The organism is Saezia sanguinis (genome assembly GCF_003991585.1).
GTDB lineage: Bacteria > Pseudomonadota > Gammaproteobacteria > Burkholderiales > Burkholderiaceae_C > Saezia > Saezia sanguinis.
The window spans coordinates 14,047-30,501 of the sequence record NZ_PQSP01000008.1 but is presented as its reverse complement, the minus strand read 5'-3'; the positions used below and the strand labels follow the sequence as shown (position 1 = coordinate 30,501).

Annotated in this window: 16 protein-coding genes; 10 read left to right on the top strand and 6 right to left on the bottom strand. The window is 53.3% G+C overall.

Annotated elements, in window-relative coordinates; genetic code table 11:
- Positions 1–43 precede the first annotated feature (43 nt).
- The 3 genes from CUZ56_RS12050 to CUZ56_RS12040 all read right to left on the bottom strand — a co-directional run bounded on the left by CUZ56_RS12050 (position 44) and on the right by CUZ56_RS12040 (position 2,626).
- On the bottom strand, positions 44–1,336 hold the full coding sequence (locus tag CUZ56_RS12050) for a pyridoxal phosphate-dependent aminotransferase (protein WP_126980655.1): 1,293 nt from the start codon (positions 1,334–1,336) through the stop codon (positions 44–46).
- A gap of 203 nt (positions 1,337–1,539) precedes the next feature.
- Positions 1,540–1,944 (bottom strand): universal stress protein, encoded by a 405-nt coding sequence (locus CUZ56_RS12045; RefSeq protein WP_162615340.1) that lies wholly within the window; start codon positions 1,942–1,944, stop codon positions 1,540–1,542.
- Between the two features lie 247 nt (positions 1,945–2,191).
- Positions 2,192–2,626: a universal stress protein gene (locus tag CUZ56_RS12040; RefSeq protein WP_126980653.1), complete on the bottom strand. Its 435-nt coding sequence runs from the start codon at positions 2,624–2,626 to the stop codon at positions 2,192–2,194.
- Between the two features lie 248 nt (positions 2,627–2,874).
- Between CUZ56_RS12040 and ribH the strand changes: the two genes are divergently transcribed.
- From ribH to tolA, 6 genes are all read left to right on the top strand, one after another.
- Positions 2,875–3,354: a 6,7-dimethyl-8-ribityllumazine synthase gene (gene ribH / locus CUZ56_RS12035; protein WP_126980652.1), complete on the top strand. Its 480-nt coding sequence runs from the start codon at positions 2,875–2,877 to the stop codon at positions 3,352–3,354.
- A complete protein-coding gene (gene nusB / locus CUZ56_RS12030) occupies positions 3,351–3,836 on the top strand; it encodes a transcription antitermination factor NusB (protein ID WP_126980651.1) in 486 nt (161 codons plus the stop codon). The genes ribH and nusB overlap by 4 nt, the downstream gene beginning before the upstream one ends.
- Positions 3,837–3,951: 115 nt before the next feature.
- On the top strand, positions 3,952–4,362 hold the full coding sequence (ybgC, locus tag CUZ56_RS12025; RefSeq protein ID WP_126980650.1) for a tol-pal system-associated acyl-CoA thioesterase: 411 nt from the start codon (positions 3,952–3,954) through the stop codon (positions 4,360–4,362).
- The gene (gene tolQ, locus CUZ56_RS12020) at positions 4,359–5,048 is read left to right on the top strand and encodes a protein TolQ (RefSeq protein WP_126980649.1); all 690 of its coding nucleotides are present in this window, start codon (positions 4,359–4,361) and stop codon (positions 5,046–5,048) included. The genes ybgC and tolQ overlap by 4 nt, the downstream gene beginning before the upstream one ends.
- Positions 5,049–5,089: 41 nt before the next feature.
- Positions 5,090–5,509 (top strand): protein TolR, encoded by a 420-nt coding sequence (gene tolR, locus CUZ56_RS12015; RefSeq protein ID WP_126980648.1) that lies wholly within the window; start codon positions 5,090–5,092, stop codon positions 5,507–5,509.
- Positions 5,510–5,555: 46 nt separating this feature from the next.
- Positions 5,556–6,572: a cell envelope integrity protein TolA gene (tolA, locus tag CUZ56_RS12010; protein WP_126980647.1), complete on the top strand. Its 1,017-nt coding sequence runs from the start codon at positions 5,556–5,558 to the stop codon at positions 6,570–6,572.
- Here the strand turns inward: tolA and CUZ56_RS12005 are convergent.
- A complete protein-coding gene (locus CUZ56_RS12005; RefSeq protein ID WP_126980646.1) occupies positions 6,556–6,762 on the bottom strand; it encodes a hypothetical protein in 207 nt (68 codons plus the stop codon). The two genes, tolA and CUZ56_RS12005, sit on opposite strands and share 17 nt — an antisense overlap.
- Before the next feature lie 135 nt (positions 6,763–6,897).
- Here CUZ56_RS12005 and CUZ56_RS12000 point away from each other — a divergent pair, with 135 nt between their 5' ends.
- The 4 genes from CUZ56_RS12000 to mdoH all read left to right on the top strand — a co-directional run bounded on the left by CUZ56_RS12000 (position 6,898) and on the right by mdoH (position 13,072).
- The gene (locus CUZ56_RS12000; RefSeq protein WP_126980645.1) at positions 6,898–8,340 is read left to right on the top strand and encodes a sensor histidine kinase; all 1,443 of its coding nucleotides are present in this window, start codon (positions 6,898–6,900) and stop codon (positions 8,338–8,340) included.
- Between the two features lies 1 nt (position 8,341).
- Positions 8,342–8,947 (top strand): hypothetical protein, encoded by a 606-nt coding sequence (locus CUZ56_RS11995; RefSeq protein ID WP_126980644.1) that lies wholly within the window; start codon positions 8,342–8,344, stop codon positions 8,945–8,947.
- Between the two features lie 188 nt (positions 8,948–9,135).
- The gene (locus tag CUZ56_RS11990; protein WP_126980643.1) at positions 9,136–10,533 is read left to right on the top strand and encodes a sigma 54-interacting transcriptional regulator; all 1,398 of its coding nucleotides are present in this window, start codon (positions 9,136–9,138) and stop codon (positions 10,531–10,533) included.
- Positions 10,534–11,128: 595 nt separating this feature from the next.
- Positions 11,129–13,072 carry a glucans biosynthesis glucosyltransferase MdoH gene (mdoH, locus tag CUZ56_RS11985; protein WP_126980642.1) on the top strand — a complete coding sequence of 648 codons (1,944 nt, stop codon included), beginning with the start codon at positions 11,129–11,131 and terminating at the stop codon, positions 13,070–13,072.
- Positions 13,073–13,542: 470 nt separating this feature from the next.
- On the opposite strand, the gene CUZ56_RS11980 is transcribed toward mdoH, so the two are convergent.
- Together CUZ56_RS11980 and CUZ56_RS11975 are read right to left on the bottom strand one after the other, a co-directional pair.
- Entirely contained in the window at positions 13,543–13,974 is a 432-nt protein-coding gene (locus tag CUZ56_RS11980) for a thioredoxin domain-containing protein (protein WP_126980641.1), read from the bottom strand.
- Positions 13,975–14,006: 32 nt separating this feature from the next.
- A complete protein-coding gene (locus CUZ56_RS11975; protein ID WP_126980640.1) occupies positions 14,007–16,391 on the bottom strand; it encodes a 3-hydroxyacyl-CoA dehydrogenase/enoyl-CoA hydratase family protein in 2,385 nt (794 codons plus the stop codon).
- Between the last annotated feature and the right edge of the window lie 64 nt (positions 16,392–16,455).

Sequence of the window (16,455 nt, the reverse complement as noted above, 5' to 3'; positions counted from 1 at the left end):
CAAATATCACAATGAACAGTTCGCAATAGCGCAGCTTCTCAACTCAGCTTGTTGCCTTTCCTGTTTTAGTCTGCGCTTTTTCCGCCACAGGCTTGACAGATGACGCCATGTACACCGGATGCCGCTTGCGGTACCCGTCCAGATACTTCGCCATGCGCCCGAACGCCTCGGCCAGCACATCCATATACGGCAGGAAAACCACCCGGAAATGGTCCGGCGTGGCATAGTTAAAACCGGAGCCCTGCACCACCAGCACACGCTGCGTCTCCAGCAGATCCAGCGCAAAGTCCTGGTCGTTTTCAATCGCGTACACTTTGGGATCCAGCCGGGGGAACATGTACAGCGACGCTTTCGGTTTGACACAACTGACGCCCGGAATCTGGGTCAACAAGGCATGCGTCAGGTCTCTCTGGCGTGTCAGCCGTCCATCCGGTGCCACCAGTTCCTGAATACTCTGGTAGCCGCCCAGTGCCGTCTGAATGGCCAGTTGCCCCGGCGTGTTGGCGCACAATCGCATGGAAGCCAACGTATTGAGCCCTTCAATATAGTCAGCCGCCTGCCGCTTGGCGCCGGAAACAATCATCCAACCAGCCCGATAGCCGCAGCCACGGTAGGCTTTTGACAGCCCATTGAACGTGATAAACAGCACATCATCAGCCAGTGAAGCAATTGATGTATGCACATTGCCGTCATACAGAATTTTGTCGTAAATCTCGTCGGCAAAAACAATCAGTCCGTGCTCGCGTGCAATCTGCACGATTTCTTCCAGCACGCTGTCAGGATACAGCGCACCCGTCGGGTTATTCGGGTTGATCACCACAATGGCGCGTGTGCGGGGTGTGATCTTTGCGCGGATATCAGCGGTATCCGGCAGCCAGTCAGACTGCTCGTCGCACACATAATGCACCGGCCTGCCGCCAGACAGTGAAGTGGCGGCGGTCCACAGCGGGTAGTCAGGTGATGGAATCAGCACTTCGTCGCCATCATTGAGCAGCGCATTTAAGCTCATCGCAATCAGCTCAGACACGCCATTGCCCAGAAAAATATCTTCCACTTCCACATGGGGAATGCGTTTTTGCTGGCTGTAGTGCACCACGGCCTTGCGCGGCGCAAACAATCCTTTGGAATCAGTATAGCCTGCCGCATCGGGCAGGTTATGGATCATGTCCTGCACCACTTCATCAGGTGGCTCAAAACCGAATGCCGCCAGATTGCCGATATTGAGCTTGATGATTTTGATACCGTCTTCTTCCATCTGACGGCAACGATCAAGCACCGGTCCTCTGATTTCATAGAAAACCTGTGACAATTTGTTCGACTTTTGCACTGACTTCACGATGACACCGCTTTTCAAAACGCTAAAGTGGTAATTGTCCCACACTGTAAGCTTTTTGACACAAAGAATTGCTGCAAATGCTGCAACCAGCATACAGTTGGCGCCATTTACGCCTTGTGCAAATGCCTGGCTACATAAAAAAAACAGCAGACAACCGTTTCAGTTGTCTGCTGCCCTTGTATCTCAGATAAGCGTTAGGCGGCTCAGGGAATGACCAGAACCGGAATTTTAGACTGGCTCAGCACATTGCTGGCCACGCTGCCCATCAGCAGGCGGTTCAGCCCGCGCCGGCCATGTGTACCCATCACGATCAGATCGCAATGATGCTCCTTGGCCTGCTCCAAAATACCCTGGTCCACATGAGAAAACTCCAGCAGCACGCACTCCCCTTTGATGCCCTGCTCTTTGCACTCTTCCTTCACGGTTGCAATGACCTGATCGGCCTCAGCCCGGGCCGCGTTAGCATATTCGGCCACATTCACGTAAGGCGAAGGCTCCATGACATACAGTGCCACCACAGGAATATTGAATTTCTTGGCAACCTCATACGCTGCCTGGCGCGCTTTGGCAGAAGCTTCTGATCCGTCTGTCGGAACCAATACTTTCATGAACATGTTTGTGTCTCCTTTATCTCAAATCACATCAGCTTGATAGCAAGCCAACACAATATAGCCTAAAAATCCAGCTTCATTCAAAAAATATATGAAAAGTGTACCTTCCTTTAGAATTTGTGGTCTTTTGAGAGATAACCCCTATTTACCTCCTCTTGACCGACGACCTATTTCAAACGAAAAAACGCCACATCATGAAGATGTGGCGCTTCATTATCCATCACGGTAGTGGCTTACCAGATATTCAGGGAACCACCAGCACCGGCACTTTGGACTGTCCCAGCACGCTGCGGGCTACGCTGCCCATCAGCAAGCGGTTGATACCGCGGCGGCCATGGGTGCCCATGACAATCAGGTTGCAGTCGCGAGACTCGGCCTGCTCCAAAATACCCTGGTCCACGTTGGCAGCTTCCACCAGAACCGTTTCACATTTAACCCCCTGGTCCTTGCACTCTGCTTCGACCGCTTCCAGCACTTTGCTGGCCTCGGCACGCACTGCACTGGAATACTCAGCCAGATCAGGCACACCCACTTCTGCCAGCCCGACATAAGGCAGGGGTTCGATCACATACAACGCTACAATGGGAATATCAAACATTTTGGCGACTTCCACTGCTGCCTGGCGCGCTTTGGTGGAGGGCGCAGAACCGTCGATTGGTACCAGTACTTTTTTAAACATATGTGACTCCTGAGCTGATTTATTTGAGGTTGTATCACTTACAATATAGCTCAATAAGCCTTTGCTGTAAGCCAACTCCCTAATCGCCAGTAAAGTATTTTTTTAAGGGTGACTTCTTTTTAAGCATCACATGCACAACCCGAAAAGGTCCCCCACCGGCAGATTGGGCTTAGCATCAGCCAAGCAGCTATTTCCATGAAAGCCTTGTAAGATTACAACCCTTCAAAATAGAATTTTAATCATTTGACATGCAAAACGCAGATAAAGGCAACAACCTGCACCTTCAGGGTCAGGGACTTCGCATCGGAATCGTTCAGTCCCGCTTTAATACCGAAATTACCGGCACGCTTGCCAAAGCCGCGCAGGCAGAGCTGGTACGCCTGGGCGTATCGCCGCAAGACATTCTGTTAATTCAGGTTGCCGGGGCGCTTGAAATCCCGGTCATGTTGCAGGCCCTGGCCAAACAGGGCTCTTTTGACGCGCTGATCGCATTAGGCTGTGTCATCCGGGGCGAAACCTACCACTTTGAACTGGTGGCTAATGAAAGCGCTGCCGGCGTCACCCGCGTGACTCTGGATCATGGCATTCCGGTTGCCAATGCCATTCTTACGACCGAAAATGAAGCCCAGGCACGGGCACGCATGCAGGAAAAAGGGCTTGACGCCGCCCAGGTCGCCATAGAAATGGCACAACTTCTGAAACAATATTCTGTGAAAGCAGGCCAATGAACAGCACTGATTCAACCGCACAGCCCACATCGCCCGACAGCCATAAAACCAAAAAACCGCAGAAATCTGCCCGGCGGCGCGCCCGCGAATTCACATTGCAGGGCATTTATCAGTGGCTGGTTTCGGACAATGACCCCGGAGCCATTGATGCGCAGATTCGAGGAATGGACGGGTTTAAAAAATCAGACGCAGCCCATTATGACGCCCTGCTGCACGGCATCATTGCAGATGCCTCGGCCATTGATGCGGTATTGGCCCCGCATGTTGACCGCAAGACCACCGATCTGTCACCCATTGAGCATGCCATTTTGATGCTGGGCGTCTATGAGTTGCAGCATTGCCTAGACATTCCTTACCGCGTGGTCATTAACGAAGCCGTGGAGCTGGCTAAAACCTATGGCGGCACCGATGGTTTCAAATACGTCAACGGCGTGCTGGACAAAGTAGCCGCCCACCTGCGCCCCGCTGAAGTTCAGGGCTGACTTGCCGTCAGGCGCAGTCCAGCAGGCATCGTTTTGAAGCTCATGGTTCCATCAGTAAATGGCAGGTACGGTATGCTCCGGACAAAAAACCGCGCATTTCTCTACAATACCCCACATGCACAACTTTGAGTTTTCACTGCGAATCTATTGGGAGGACACCGATGCCGGAGGCATTGTGTTTTATGCCAATTACCTGAAATTCTTTGAACGTGCCCGCACCGAATGGCTGCGTACGCTGGGTATCAACCAGCAGCGCCTCAAAGAAAGCGAAGGCGTCCAACTGGTCGTTAGCGAAACCCACGTACGTTACCTGCGTCCGGCCAGACTGGATGATATGTTAAGCATCACCACAGCCGTCAAAAATATCGGACGTGCATCCATTACCGTTGAACAACAGGCCTTCCTACAGTCAACCCATGGTGAACTTTTGTGCCATGGCGAGATTCGAATCGGGTGTGTAGATGCCACAACCCTGGCACCCTGTCGTTTCCCATCAACTTTAGCCTCTGTATTACCCTCGGCATGAATCAAGATCTGTCTATTGCCCACCTCATTCTCAACGCCAGCCTGGTTGTTCAACTGATCATGGTACTGCTGCTGCTGATCTCAGTCATCAGTTGGGCCGTCATTTTTGCCAAATGGGGCGCTTTCCGGCGCCTGCATGCGCAAAACAGCCGTTTCGAGCGCATGTTCTGGTCCGGAGACGCTTCGCTCAATGAACTGCAGCAATATGCACTTCAAAATGAAAAATCGGGCAGTACCAGCCGTATTTTCGCCGCCGGCATGCGCGAGTTTTTAAAGCTGCGCGAGCGCCACGCAGACACCAATACCACTATCGATGGCGCACGGCGTGCCATGCGTGCAAGCTATCAGCGGGAAATGGACTCGGTTGAAACCCAGTTGCCTTTCCTGGCCTCTGTCGGGTCGGTTTCACCCTACATCGGTTTGTTTGGCACAGTATGGGGCATCATGCACGCTTTTACCGGGCTGTCCAATATGCAGCAGGTAACGCTGGCCACCGTCGCCCCGGGTATTGCCGAAGCACTGGTTGCTACCGCGATCGGCCTGTTTGCAGCAATTCCAGCCGTACTGGCCTATAACCGTTTCAGTGCCAATTCCGACAAAATAGCCACCCGGCTGGAAGCATTCATGGATGAATTTACCAACATTTTGCAACGGCAAATTCCTGCCGAAGGCGCAACCCGTACCTAAACCGGCAATATCTGCCCTCATGCAACGAATGAACTGATACCATGGCTGTTGACTTACCGAAAAGAAAACGTGTGAAGCCCATGTCGCAAATGAATGTGGTGCCTTACATTGACGTCATGCTGGTGCTGCTGATCATCTTTATGGTCACCGCACCCATGCTCACCATGGGAGAAATCGAGGTGCCCAGTGCGGGGGCCGCTTCGCGTGCGCCTGAGCAGTTTGTCCGGGTTTCCGTTTCAGCCGGCAACGAAATCAAAGTCACCGATAACACCGGTGCCACTACACCGGTGACACTGCCGCAACTGGTGGAGGAAGTCCGCGCCATGCAGGCTGGCAACGAAAATACGGCGGTCATCATCGCCGCGGACAAGCAGATTCCTTATGAACAGGTCGTCAAAATACTCAACACACTCAATGAAAGCGGAATCAAAAGGGTCGGATTGCTGGTAGCCCAGCAGTAACTATGACCTCCAGTATGTACATGATCAGCAGTTCAGATAAACCACCATGCCTTCGCCACTAGACCACTCCACGCTAAAGCCTCCCAGCACCACGCTCAAAGGACGCTACATTTTGCTGGCTGTCGCGGTACACGTGCTGCTGATCATTGCATTGAGCATGAATTTTTACTGGCGCAGCGAAACACCCCCACCGGCTCAGGCCGAGTTGTGGACCGCATTGCCCGAACCGGTTCAGACTCAGCCCGTTCAGCGTACGCCGGCCCCTGCCCCTACCCCCCAGCAGCCAGTGCAGCCCCCTCCACGCGTAACCCCGCCACAGCCCAGCGATGCTGAGATTGCGCTGGAGCAGGCACGCCGCCAAGCGGCCGAGCGTGAACGGCAGGCAGCGGAACAGCAACGCCAGGAACAGGCACGCAGAGAGCAGGCCCAACGAGAAGAACAACAGCGCCAGGAGCAAACCCGCAGGGAACAAGCCCAGCGAGAAGAGCAGCAACGTCAGGAGCAAGCACGCCGGGAGCAGGCACAGCGCGAAGAACAACAACGCCAGGAGCAGGCTCGGCAGGAACAGGCCCAGCGTGAAGAACAACAGCGCCAGGAACAAGCCCGACAGGAGCAACGCCGCCAAGAAGAGCAGGCGCGTCAGGAGCAGGCCCGCCGGGATCAAGCCCGGCGCGAAGCTGCTGAACGCGAACGCCTGCGTCAGGAGCAACTGGCACGGATACAAAGTATGGCTGGCGGCAGCGGCAACAGCACTTCGGGGGCTTCCGGCCCGACCGGTGGTACCGGTCACGCGTCTGACGCCTATGGCAACCGTCTTGCAGGCATTGTCAAGCGCAACATTGTCTATGCGGGAGACAGAAACGACAATTCAATGACCATTGTTTATGTCGAAACAGACAACAACGGCAATATCAAAACCGTCAGAATCACGCAGTCCAGCGGCAATCAGGCCTGGGATGCCGCCGTGGAAAGAGCCCTGTGGAAAACAGCGCAACTCCCGGCCGATATCGATGGTAAACGACCAACCACCACATTTAACTTCCGCTTCAGACCGAATGATTAACCGGCTGCATCAGAAATGACATAACCGCACAGCGGTCCATCTCGCCTATGCAGAGCTGTGGCAACACCGTGAATACAGCCGCATCTGTTGCAGGCAGATCAGCATCAATGCGGAAACAACGGTTTATGTCCGAACAGATGGCATCGGTTATATCAAAACGGTTAGAATCATCTAATTTAGCGGCGACCATGCAGGAAATACTGCAGCGGTATTAAGCACTTTTGAAAACAATGGCACTTGCGGCCAATACAGATGGCAAACGTTCAGGTATCACGTTTAACTTTCGCTTCAGGCACAACCATTAACACCATGATCCCAATTTGATATGTCTGCACATGGCGCCCGCCTTTCCTTTAAACAATACCTTCTGATTGCCTTCTTTTTGATGGCCTCGCTGTTTGCTGCCAGCTCATTCATCGGCATCAAAACACTGGATTATCTGGGCAAACGCAGCCAGGAAACCGCCACCAGTGCCGTCAAACTCAATGAACTGGCACAAGACCTCAGCAGTGTGGGCATGGTGATGGAGCGCTCAGCCCGCCAGTATATGGTGCTGATGGATGCCCCCTTGCTGCAAAGCTATGAAGAGTCCCGCAGCCGGACCAATCAGATCATTGCAGAGCTGCGCAAACAAAACGTAGTCACTGACGAGCTGGTTGAACAATGGCGCGATCAGACACAGCAGCTCTCCGAGATACTGACATCCATTAAAAACCAGCCCGAAAACATTGCGGAACTGCAACATCAGTTGATAGACCAGTTTCAAAATCTGGAAGCCACGCAGACACTGATCAATACAGCCGTTCAAATGATCAGTGACCAACGCAATCAACAGCTCCAGGATGATATTGCACGGCGCCAGCACTGGATGACCCAGTTGATGATCGGGCTGGTGGCAGTGGCATTGCTGATGGCCCTGGCCTTTGGGGTCTGGCTCGCCAGGCCGTTCAGACGCATTGAAAAAGCCATCGTCCGGCTGGGAGAAAACCAGTTTGATACCGTTATTGATATCCATGGCCCGGCAGACGTGCGCAAACTCGGTCGTCAGTTGGACTGGCTGCGCATGCGCTTAGCAGAAATAGACGCTGATAAAGCCCGCTTTCTCAGGCATACATCACACGAGCTAAAAACACCTTTGGCTGCCCTGCGCGAAGGCATTTCGCTGTTGCAGGAAGGCCTTGCCGGCACCCTCAGCAGCAACCAGAAAGACGTGGTGCATATCCTGCAGCAAAATGCCGTCATTCTGCAAAAGCAGATTGAAGACCTGCTGCGTTTTAACGCCGCAGCGTTCGAGGCCCGTAAACTGGCGCGCAAACCGACCAATTTGCTGGAGCTGGCAGAAGACCAGGTTGATGCCCAGCAATTACAATGGCAGGCCAATGACCTGCATCTCCGGGTGGATGGCGAGCCTGTGGTTGCCGAAGTCGACCCGGAAAAAATTGCCACTGTGCTCAGTAACCTGCTTTCCAATGCCATCCGCTTTTCGCCACCGGAAGGACACATCAATATTCAGGTCAGCTCTCAGGGTGAAAAAGCATACATTGATATCATTGATGAAGGTCCGGGCATTACCCCACAAGACCAGCAACACATTTTTGAACCTTTTTACAGGGGCAAAGTACAACCTCAAAATGTTTCACGAGGTACCGGCATCGGTTTATCCATTGTGCAGGAGTATATCCATGCACACGGTGGACGTATCGAGCTGATCCCTCATGAACATGGTACTCACTTCCGTATTGAACTGCCTTATGCCAATGTTATCTGACATGACAAATCATTTTTCCGGCTTGATTCAGAGCTGCCGCTTAGCCCCCTTGGTGGCAAGCGTTGCATTCAGCATATTTGCTGCGGGCTGTGCCAGTGACACCTCGTCATCAGATGACGCGTTAACATGCCGTGTTGCACAGGCACCGGCGCTGGTATGCCCACCCCCGCCGCCCACATCGGCAACGGAACCCTATTTAAACAAATTGCTGCTGGCAGACATTAACCGCATTTACGCCCTGCAGAACAGCGCTCTGACTGACGAAATCGCCCAATTATCCGGCCACACGGACGAACCCTCACGCATCAAACTGGCACTGGTTCTCTCCAGAACACACCAGGTAGCAGACAGCCAGCGTGCGCTCGATATTTTGAAAGATATTTTTAACCAGGCAAGCGACAGCAACAACGCCTGGTATCTGTGGGCCCAGTTGCTCTACCCATTGATTGAGGAACAGCACAAACTCAACAGCCAGCTTGCACAGCAAAACCGCTCTCTGCGTGACAATGCCCGCCAGATTGAGGATCTGACACAAAAACTCAATGCCCTGCGGGCCATTGAAGAAAGCCTGAGCACCCGCACCGCTCCTGCAGGCCGGGGCCAATAAGCCGATAAGCCGGTAATTCGGTAATCCGGCAGCAGATATATACGGGAAACGGGTTACCGTATCCGGCATCCATACAGCGAAGACATATAATAACCCGTATGGTCATTGACCTGTCTTGCTGCCTTCCTGTCTGATGCACAATGCCATGCAGGCGATAGAACCCGTACAACTCTGATAAATAACACCTTATGCCTAATTCAGCTCAAGCCCGCATCCTTGTTGTAGACGATGACACCGATATGTTGCGCCTGATATCCATGCGCCTGACTGCAGCAGGCTACCGGGTCAGCACCGCAGACAGTGCAGAAAGTGCGCTGAGCCAATTGGCCATTGAACGCCCGCAACTGGTACTCAGCGATGTGCGCCTGCCCGGAAAAGACGGCCTGGAACTGTTTGACGAAATCCAGCGCAACCATCCCTCGCTGCCGGTCATTTTGCTGACCGCGCACGGTACCATTCCCGATGCGGTGAAAGCCACCTCACACGGCGTATTTTCCTACCTGACCAAACCTTTTGACGGCAAAGAACTGCTCGATAAAATTTCGCAGGCGCTGTCCTTGAGTGCCCCTGCGGCTAAAGTTTTGGAACCGGCAGACAAAGGCGCCTGGCATGCCAACATCATCAGTCATGCCAGTTGCATGGAAGAACTGCTCGCCGAAGCCAAACTGGTGGCGGCATCTGACGCCAGCATTTTGCTGTTAGGAGAAAGCGGCACCGGCAAAGAAATGCTGGCACGCGCGATCCACCATGCCAGCCCGCGGGCGAAAAAACCATTCATCGCCATCAATTGCAGCGCCATTCCCGAAACATTGCTCGAATCTGAACTGTTTGGCCACGTGAAAGGCGCTTTTACAGATGCCGTCAATAACCACAAAGGCCTGTTTCAGGAAGCCGATGGCGGCACGCTGATGCTGGATGAAATCGGTGATATGCCGCCATCCTTGCAAGTCAAGCTGCTGCGCGTGCTGCAGGAGCATGTGGTGCGCCCTGTCGGGTCGACCCAATCCATCCCGGTAGATGTACGCATTATTTCAGCCACCCACAGGAACCTGGAAGATGCCATGGCCAATGGCGAATTTCGCGAAGACCTGTATTACCGGCTGAACGTCGTCACACTGAACCTGCCCCCGCTGTCGCAACGGCGGGAAGACATTCCACTGCTGGCCAGCCATTTTCTCAATGCCCTGACCCAGAAATACGGGAAAAAAATATCCGGTTTTTCACCAGAAGCGCTGCGGGCGCTGGCAACGGCCCCCTGGCCGGGCAATGTGCGCCAGTTGCTCAACGTGGTAGAACAGGTATGCGCCCTGTGCACCACACCGCTGATCCCGTTGTCTCTGGTTCAGCGCGCCCTGCGTACCCCCAGCGTGCAGGTACTCACCTACAACCAAGCCAAACAGAAGTTTGAAAGGGAATACTTGGTTGGCCTGATGAAAATGACCGATGGTGTGGTTGCCGACGCAGCACGCCTGGCTGACCGTAACCGTACCGAGTTCTACCGTCTGCTGCAAAAACATGGCCTGACCCCAGGGCACTTTCACAATAAAAATGAAGAAACACTGCTGGAGCCGCCTGACCTGGGCTAGGTCGTGTTAAAACGACCGCCGCGGTATGCAGTTACGGCAATACAAACGATCAAAGCAGCCCCCAACCCTGCCTTCAGATGTGGTGACGGATGGCGCATGAACATGCAAGATATGGCATTCGCCAATGCCACCAATGCCATCCTGGTGTTGCAATCAGCGTGATTTTGTCTGCCGGACACGCACGCCTCGATACCCCACCAACATCCCCCAATACCTCACCCACGCCGGAGATAAACCGACCAATGTATCAGCCGATGTATCAGATTCACATTTCTAATCCAGTCGCCTGAAAACCGCCCCCATCAACGCCTGCGGTGAACCGTTTGCTCTCCCGCCGGTTCTCGGTTTTCCATGCTGTCGCTGTGCAGCGACATACATAATCCATTGTTTTTAAAAGAATAGAGGCTCAGCCCTGATCAGGCTGTCGTCGAGCAGCGACAAATATCCGGCCATTTCCCCTTTAATTCAGTTTTTCTCTGGTGAAAAAATAATAACTATATGTTTTCAAACAAATTTTTAGCAATGGCACAACATTTGCTTTATAGAAATGAAGAGAACTATTACAGATAACAACTACTTTTACTGACTTAATTTTATGTACAGGCAACATTCGAACAAACGCACAGCTCCTCAGATCAACCGGGGATCTATGGTACCGCAACCCTGGCAAGGCTTCTGGAAAGGCCTGGGGCAAGGTATCCGCAAAGTACTGTTCACCGAAATTCATTTATTTAAACGGGCTGCACAGACAAAACAGGAGCCTTGGCAGCGCGCGGTCAAATTCCGCCGCAGCACTTTGGCTTTACTGACACTGTCCATTACCGCATTTGCAACCTGGCTGTTTACACAGGTTCAGGGCGACTATCACAATGCCTGGCTTCAATATGGCCATGTTGCATTGTTTGCCGTGCTGTCCGCTTGGATCATCGTTGGCTTTAGCACCGCGCTCATGGGGTTCTGGGTATTGCTGCGTGGTGACCGCTACGCCATGACTGCGCAATCCGTTGCGCACGATAAACTGGCATCCGATGTGCGGACTGCCGTCATCATGCCGATTTGCAATGAAGACACCGCAACCGTGTTTGCCGGGCTCAGAGCCATTGCAGAATCACTGGCTGCAACTGAAAACGCCAAAGCATTCGACGTGTATGTGCTGTCTGACAGCCGCGATCCTGAAATCATTGCCGCAGAACGTAAAGCATGGGAAGAACTGCGCTGGACGCTGGCAAATCAGCACAAAACACCTGTTGAGGTTTATTATCGCCTGCGTACCCGCCGCGTTCACCGCAAAGCGGGTAACGTTGCAGACTTCTGCCGCCGCTGGGGTAAAAACTACCGCTATATGATTGTGCTTGATGCCGACAGCGTGATGAGTGGAGACTGCCTGGTCACATTGGCCAAACTGATGGAAGCTAACCCTCAGGCCGGTATTATTCAAACAGCCACTCAGGCCGTCGGCCAGGTAACCCTGCACGCCCGTGTGCAACAGTTTGCCGCCCGCGTCGTGGGCCGCGTCTTTACGCTGGGCATGCAATTCTGGCAATTGGGTGAATCACATTACTTTGGTCACAATGCCATTATCCGTGTTGAACCGTTCATGAAACACTGTGCGCTGGCCCCGATCAAGGGCAAAGGCGGCCTGTCGGGCGACATCATGTCCCATGACTTTGTTGAAGCCGCCCTCATGCGTCGTGCCGGTTACTATGTCTGGATGGTTGCAGACCTTAAAGGCAGCTACGAACAACAGCCGCCGGACCTGCTGTCTGAATTGCAGCGGGACCGCCGCTGGTGCCAGGGCAACATTCAAAACAGCCGCCTGATCACAGAACCCGGCCTGCACAGTGTGCACCGTGCCATGCTGGCAACCGGCTTCATGTCGTACTTCTCTGCCCCGCTGTGGATGATGTTTCTGGCATTCGGCACCGCTTTGTGGCTGACAATGCCTGCCACAGCGCATGCAACCGTTTTCAGCCATGAAATGGTCGGCCTGTGGATCATGACGCTTGCCATTTTGTTCATGCCCCGTTTACTGGGTGTGCTGGCAGTCATCATCAAAGGTGAACAACGCTTTTACGGTGGCACCTGGAGCCTGATCAGCAGCTCTTTACTTGAAGCCGCAATTGCCTTGCTGCAAGCACCTATCCGTATGGTTGCCCATACCCTGTTTGTACTGACTGCGCTGACCGGTATCAAACTGGAATGGAAATCGCCTCCCAGAGAAGCTGTTTCTGTTTCATGGAATACAGCATTCTCACATTTTGCATCGCTGATTCTGATTGTGACCGCGCTGTTCACATTCATCTGCTACTGGGACGCTGAAGCTGTCGTCTGGCTCTCTCCAGTGCTGCTGCCCCTGTTGCTGGTCGCGCCTATTACCGTGCTAACCAGTCAGATATCTCTGGGTGAGTTGATTCGTCAACATCGTCTGCTGCTGATCCCCGAAGAGGCGCTTTCTCCCATGGTTTTACGCAATGCATGGAAACATATACGTCGTGCATTGCAAGTGGAAATGACCGGAAAAATGCAGCTCGCGGTATAAGCGTTTAAAATAAATTCCAAGCTTGGCCTAAATGAAACCTAGGCACCCCCTCTAAGATTGCCCGTCTTAGGGGGGCGTTTTTTATCTGCCGTATGTCGGCGCGACATTCACCCGCACACTTCAAATTTATAACCTGTCTTGTCATGCTTTCCGCCATGCCATGGGTCAAGCCCGGCATCGCGTTTATAGTTTATATTTGGCAGGCGTTATGTTATGTTGTGTGGCAGACCTTTTAAGCCTTCTTTGAACACGAGCAACCAGGCTACTCTTGTCAGTAGCAACAGACACCACGAAAAATAATAAAAGGCTGCCGCCGCATCTACGCAGGGCTTTGACATAAAAAATATGGAAAGTAGCCGCACCGCCTGCAGCCTGTTTTTGTCAAAGCAACGCTGCAAAGTACAGGCTTGATGCATTCCTGCCGATATCGCCACAACAGCATGGTCGCGAAGGCTCTTGCTTCTTTCTGTTCAGCAGCCAGCCTCAGTTTTATCCAGCAGCCATTGCTGCAGCAACTGAGGCAGTTCGGCCACCTCATCCGCTACATCGGCTTCATGCACAGCATTATGGAATAAGGCATTCAGCAACCGCTGAACAACGCCCGCCTGCGGCAGTGAAACGCCAAAGTGAACCGCCACGCCCTGCCTGAAAACCGCAATGGACGGAAAGTTCGTCACATCAACGTCTCCCGCCACATCACTGTCATCTTCCACATCCAGCCAGACAAAAAGCGTTTCAGGAAATTTGCCTGCAAGCTCGTCTGCCATGTCACGAAAAGTGCGGCAGGTGCCGCACCATTGCGCGCATAACAACAGCACCAGATTGCCACCGGCCAATACCTGGGGCAAACGCTCCTTCAGTTGAGGAAAATCCCCGGCAACCAACTGCAGAACCTGATTCATTTTCCTGATGCTGTTTTCTTTTGATGATCCGGTTAATTACGCACCGCTTTGCCGGTATTGAGCATGCCTTCAATACGCTGCAATGTTTTTTCATTGCCCAACAGGCGAATAAACTCCTGCCGCTCCAGCGCAATCAGATCAGCCTCGGTCACAACCGTTCCAGCGGCAACATCGCCGCCGGACAGCACACGCGCCAGGCTTTGCCCAATGACCTCATCATACTCAGTGCACTTTTCCGCCTGCCGCCATGCCTGCAGCCGCTGCTGCAATACTTTCTGCAACCCAGTACCCCCCACAGGGAATGGCTGCTGCAACGGAGGCCGATAGCCGCTGGCAGACATCGCTCTGGCCTGTTGAATCGCCACATACAGCAGCTCATCCTTATGCGGCACCACAATGTCACTGTGCAATGCATATCCCAGTTTGACAGCATCCAAAGCGCTGCCACTGGTCTGCGCGGCCATGACCTGGTCAAACACCGGCAGGATAAATGGCTCTGTACCCAGGCCATGCCCCGAACCGGCCTTTTCTGCCGCACGCCGCGCCAGATAAGTCAGCCCGCCACCAGCCGGAATCACGCCCACATTGAACTCCACCAGACCCATGGCACTTTCCAGTGCCATCACCCGACGGGCGCAATACAATGCAATCTCGCATCCTCCGCCCAATGCCTTGCCGTGCACAGCTGCCACGGTTGGCACCAATGCATAACGCAAACGCAATGAAAGGCGTTGCAAATCAGCCAGATCTTTTTCGACCGCTGCCGCCCCCTGCGAAGCACATAACTCCATCACCGTTTTCAGATCAAACCCGGCTGAAAACAGAGCATCAGGCGCCCAGATCACCAGCCCTTGATAGCCACCGTTCTCGGCCTCATCAATGGCTTTGTGCAGGCCATGCACCGCCACCCGGCTCAGCGCATGCACCTTGGTTTTCAGCGATGCAATGAGCACAGGCTCATCCAGCGTCCACAGGCGGATAGCCTCATCCTCATAAATCGTCTGTCCGGTCTTTTTCGGATCAAGCGCAGCACCGCCCAGCACATTCTCACGGAAATACTGGCGCTGGTATACCGGCAAGGCACTCTGAGGCAGATAACTGCCCGACTGCGCAGACCATGAGCCTTCAGGCAGATGAACACCATTGCGCCCATCAAACACCCATGCCGGCAGCGGCTCATCGCACAAAGTCAGCTTGGCATCAATATCTTCCTTGATCCAGTTGGCCACTTTTTGCCAGCCGGCCTCCTGCCACAATTCAAACGGGCCCTGCTTCCAGCCAAAACCCCAGCGCATGGCAAAGTCAATATCCCGCGCACACGGGGCCACTTCTGCCAGGTGAACTGCTGAATAATGAAAAATATCGCGCAAAATTGCCCACAGGTACTTTGCCTGGGTATCTGTCGACGTTCTCAACGCATCCAAACGCTGTGATGCAGGCATTTTCAGTATCTGCGACACCACATCGCTGGCTTTCAGCCCGCCCGGCACATAATCACCTTTAGCTGCATCGTACCGCAGAATATCGCGCCCGACTTTCTTAAAATAACCGGCACCGCTCTTCTGTCCCAACTGCCCCTTGGCAATCAGATCTGCCATGCTGGATGGCAACTGGTAAATTGCGTGAAACGGATCCTTAGGCAACTGGTCATCCATCGTCTTAATGACATGCATCGCCGTATCCAGTCCCACTACATCCATGGTGCGGTAGGTTGCAGAACCTGAGCGCGCCAGCTTCTTGCCAGTCAGGTCATCGACCAGATCAGGCGAGAAACCAAACTTGTCAGCTTCCACCATGCCAATCAGCAAAGCCGCAAACCCAATACGGTTGCCAATGAAATTAGGCGTATCAAACGCCCTGACCACACCCTTGCCCAGCACCGTTGTGGCAAAGGTTTCCACAGTATCCATCACATCGGCACGCGTCTCACGGGTGGGAATCAATTCCAGATAATGCATGGCACGTGGCGGATTAAAAAAATGAACCCCGCAAAAACGCGGGCGAATCGCCTGCGGCAATACATCAGCCAACTGGTTCATCGAAAGGCCGGAAGTATTGGATGCCACAATGGCATGAGGCGCAATATGGGGCGCAATACGCTCATAGAGGTCAATTTTCCAGTCCATTCGCTCGGCAATGGCCTCAATGATCAGGTCACACTCTGACAACAGCGGCAGATGTTCATCATAATTGGCCTGCTGAATCAGGGCCGCTTCATCAACCACGGCCAGCGGAGCCGGACGCAATTTTTTCAGCCGCTCCACCGCCTGGGACACAATGCCGTTTTTATTGCCTTCCTTGGCCGCCAGATCAAACAGCACCACCGGCACACGCACATTGATCAAATGGGCCGCAATCTGCGCTCCCATCACACCGGCCCCCAATACGGCCACTTTTCTGAACTTGAATTCGGTCATGCAGAGTTCCTTTTTGTCTTCCTGTTACTTAGAATTATTGTCACGCAATGTTTGATGATAGCGC

What these genes read in the sequence shown, in the direction of transcription:
- tolQ (WP_126980649.1), top strand. Translation starts at nt 4,359, where the DNA reads ATGAATCAAGATCTGTCTATTGCCCACCTCATTCTCAACGCCAGCCTG.
- ribH (WP_126980652.1), top strand. Translation starts at nt 2,875, where the DNA reads ATGCAAAACGCAGATAAAGGCAACAACCTGCACCTTCAGGGTCAGGGA.
- CUZ56_RS11975 (WP_126980640.1), bottom strand. Translation starts at nt 16,391, where the DNA reads ATGACCGAATTCAAGTTCAGAAAAGTGGCCGTATTGGGGGCCGGTGTG.
- ybgC (WP_126980650.1), top strand. Translation starts at nt 3,952, where the DNA reads ATGCACAACTTTGAGTTTTCACTGCGAATCTATTGGGAGGACACCGAT.
- CUZ56_RS12040 (WP_126980653.1), bottom strand. Translation starts at nt 2,626, where the DNA reads ATGTTTAAAAAAGTACTGGTACCAATCGACGGTTCTGCGCCCTCCACC.
- CUZ56_RS11995 (WP_126980644.1), top strand. Translation starts at nt 8,342, where the DNA reads ATGACAAATCATTTTTCCGGCTTGATTCAGAGCTGCCGCTTAGCCCCC.
- CUZ56_RS12045 (WP_162615340.1), bottom strand. Translation starts at nt 1,944, where the DNA reads ATGAAAGTATTGGTTCCGACAGACGGATCAGAAGCTTCTGCCAAAGCG.
- CUZ56_RS11980 (WP_126980641.1), bottom strand. Translation starts at nt 13,974, where the DNA reads ATGAATCAGGTTCTGCAGTTGGTTGCCGGGGATTTTCCTCAACTGAAG.
- tolR (WP_126980648.1), top strand. Translation starts at nt 5,090, where the DNA reads ATGGCTGTTGACTTACCGAAAAGAAAACGTGTGAAGCCCATGTCGCAA.
- CUZ56_RS12000 (WP_126980645.1), top strand. Translation starts at nt 6,898, where the DNA reads ATGTCTGCACATGGCGCCCGCCTTTCCTTTAAACAATACCTTCTGATT.
- tolA (WP_126980647.1), top strand. Translation starts at nt 5,556, where the DNA reads ATGCCTTCGCCACTAGACCACTCCACGCTAAAGCCTCCCAGCACCACG.
- nusB (WP_126980651.1), top strand. Translation starts at nt 3,351, where the DNA reads ATGAACAGCACTGATTCAACCGCACAGCCCACATCGCCCGACAGCCAT.
- CUZ56_RS11990 (WP_126980643.1), top strand. Translation starts at nt 9,136, where the DNA reads ATGCCTAATTCAGCTCAAGCCCGCATCCTTGTTGTAGACGATGACACC.
- CUZ56_RS12005 (WP_126980646.1), bottom strand. Translation starts at nt 6,762, where the DNA reads ATGGTCGCCGCTAAATTAGATGATTCTAACCGTTTTGATATAACCGAT.
- mdoH (WP_126980642.1), top strand. Translation starts at nt 11,129, where the DNA reads ATGTACAGGCAACATTCGAACAAACGCACAGCTCCTCAGATCAACCGG.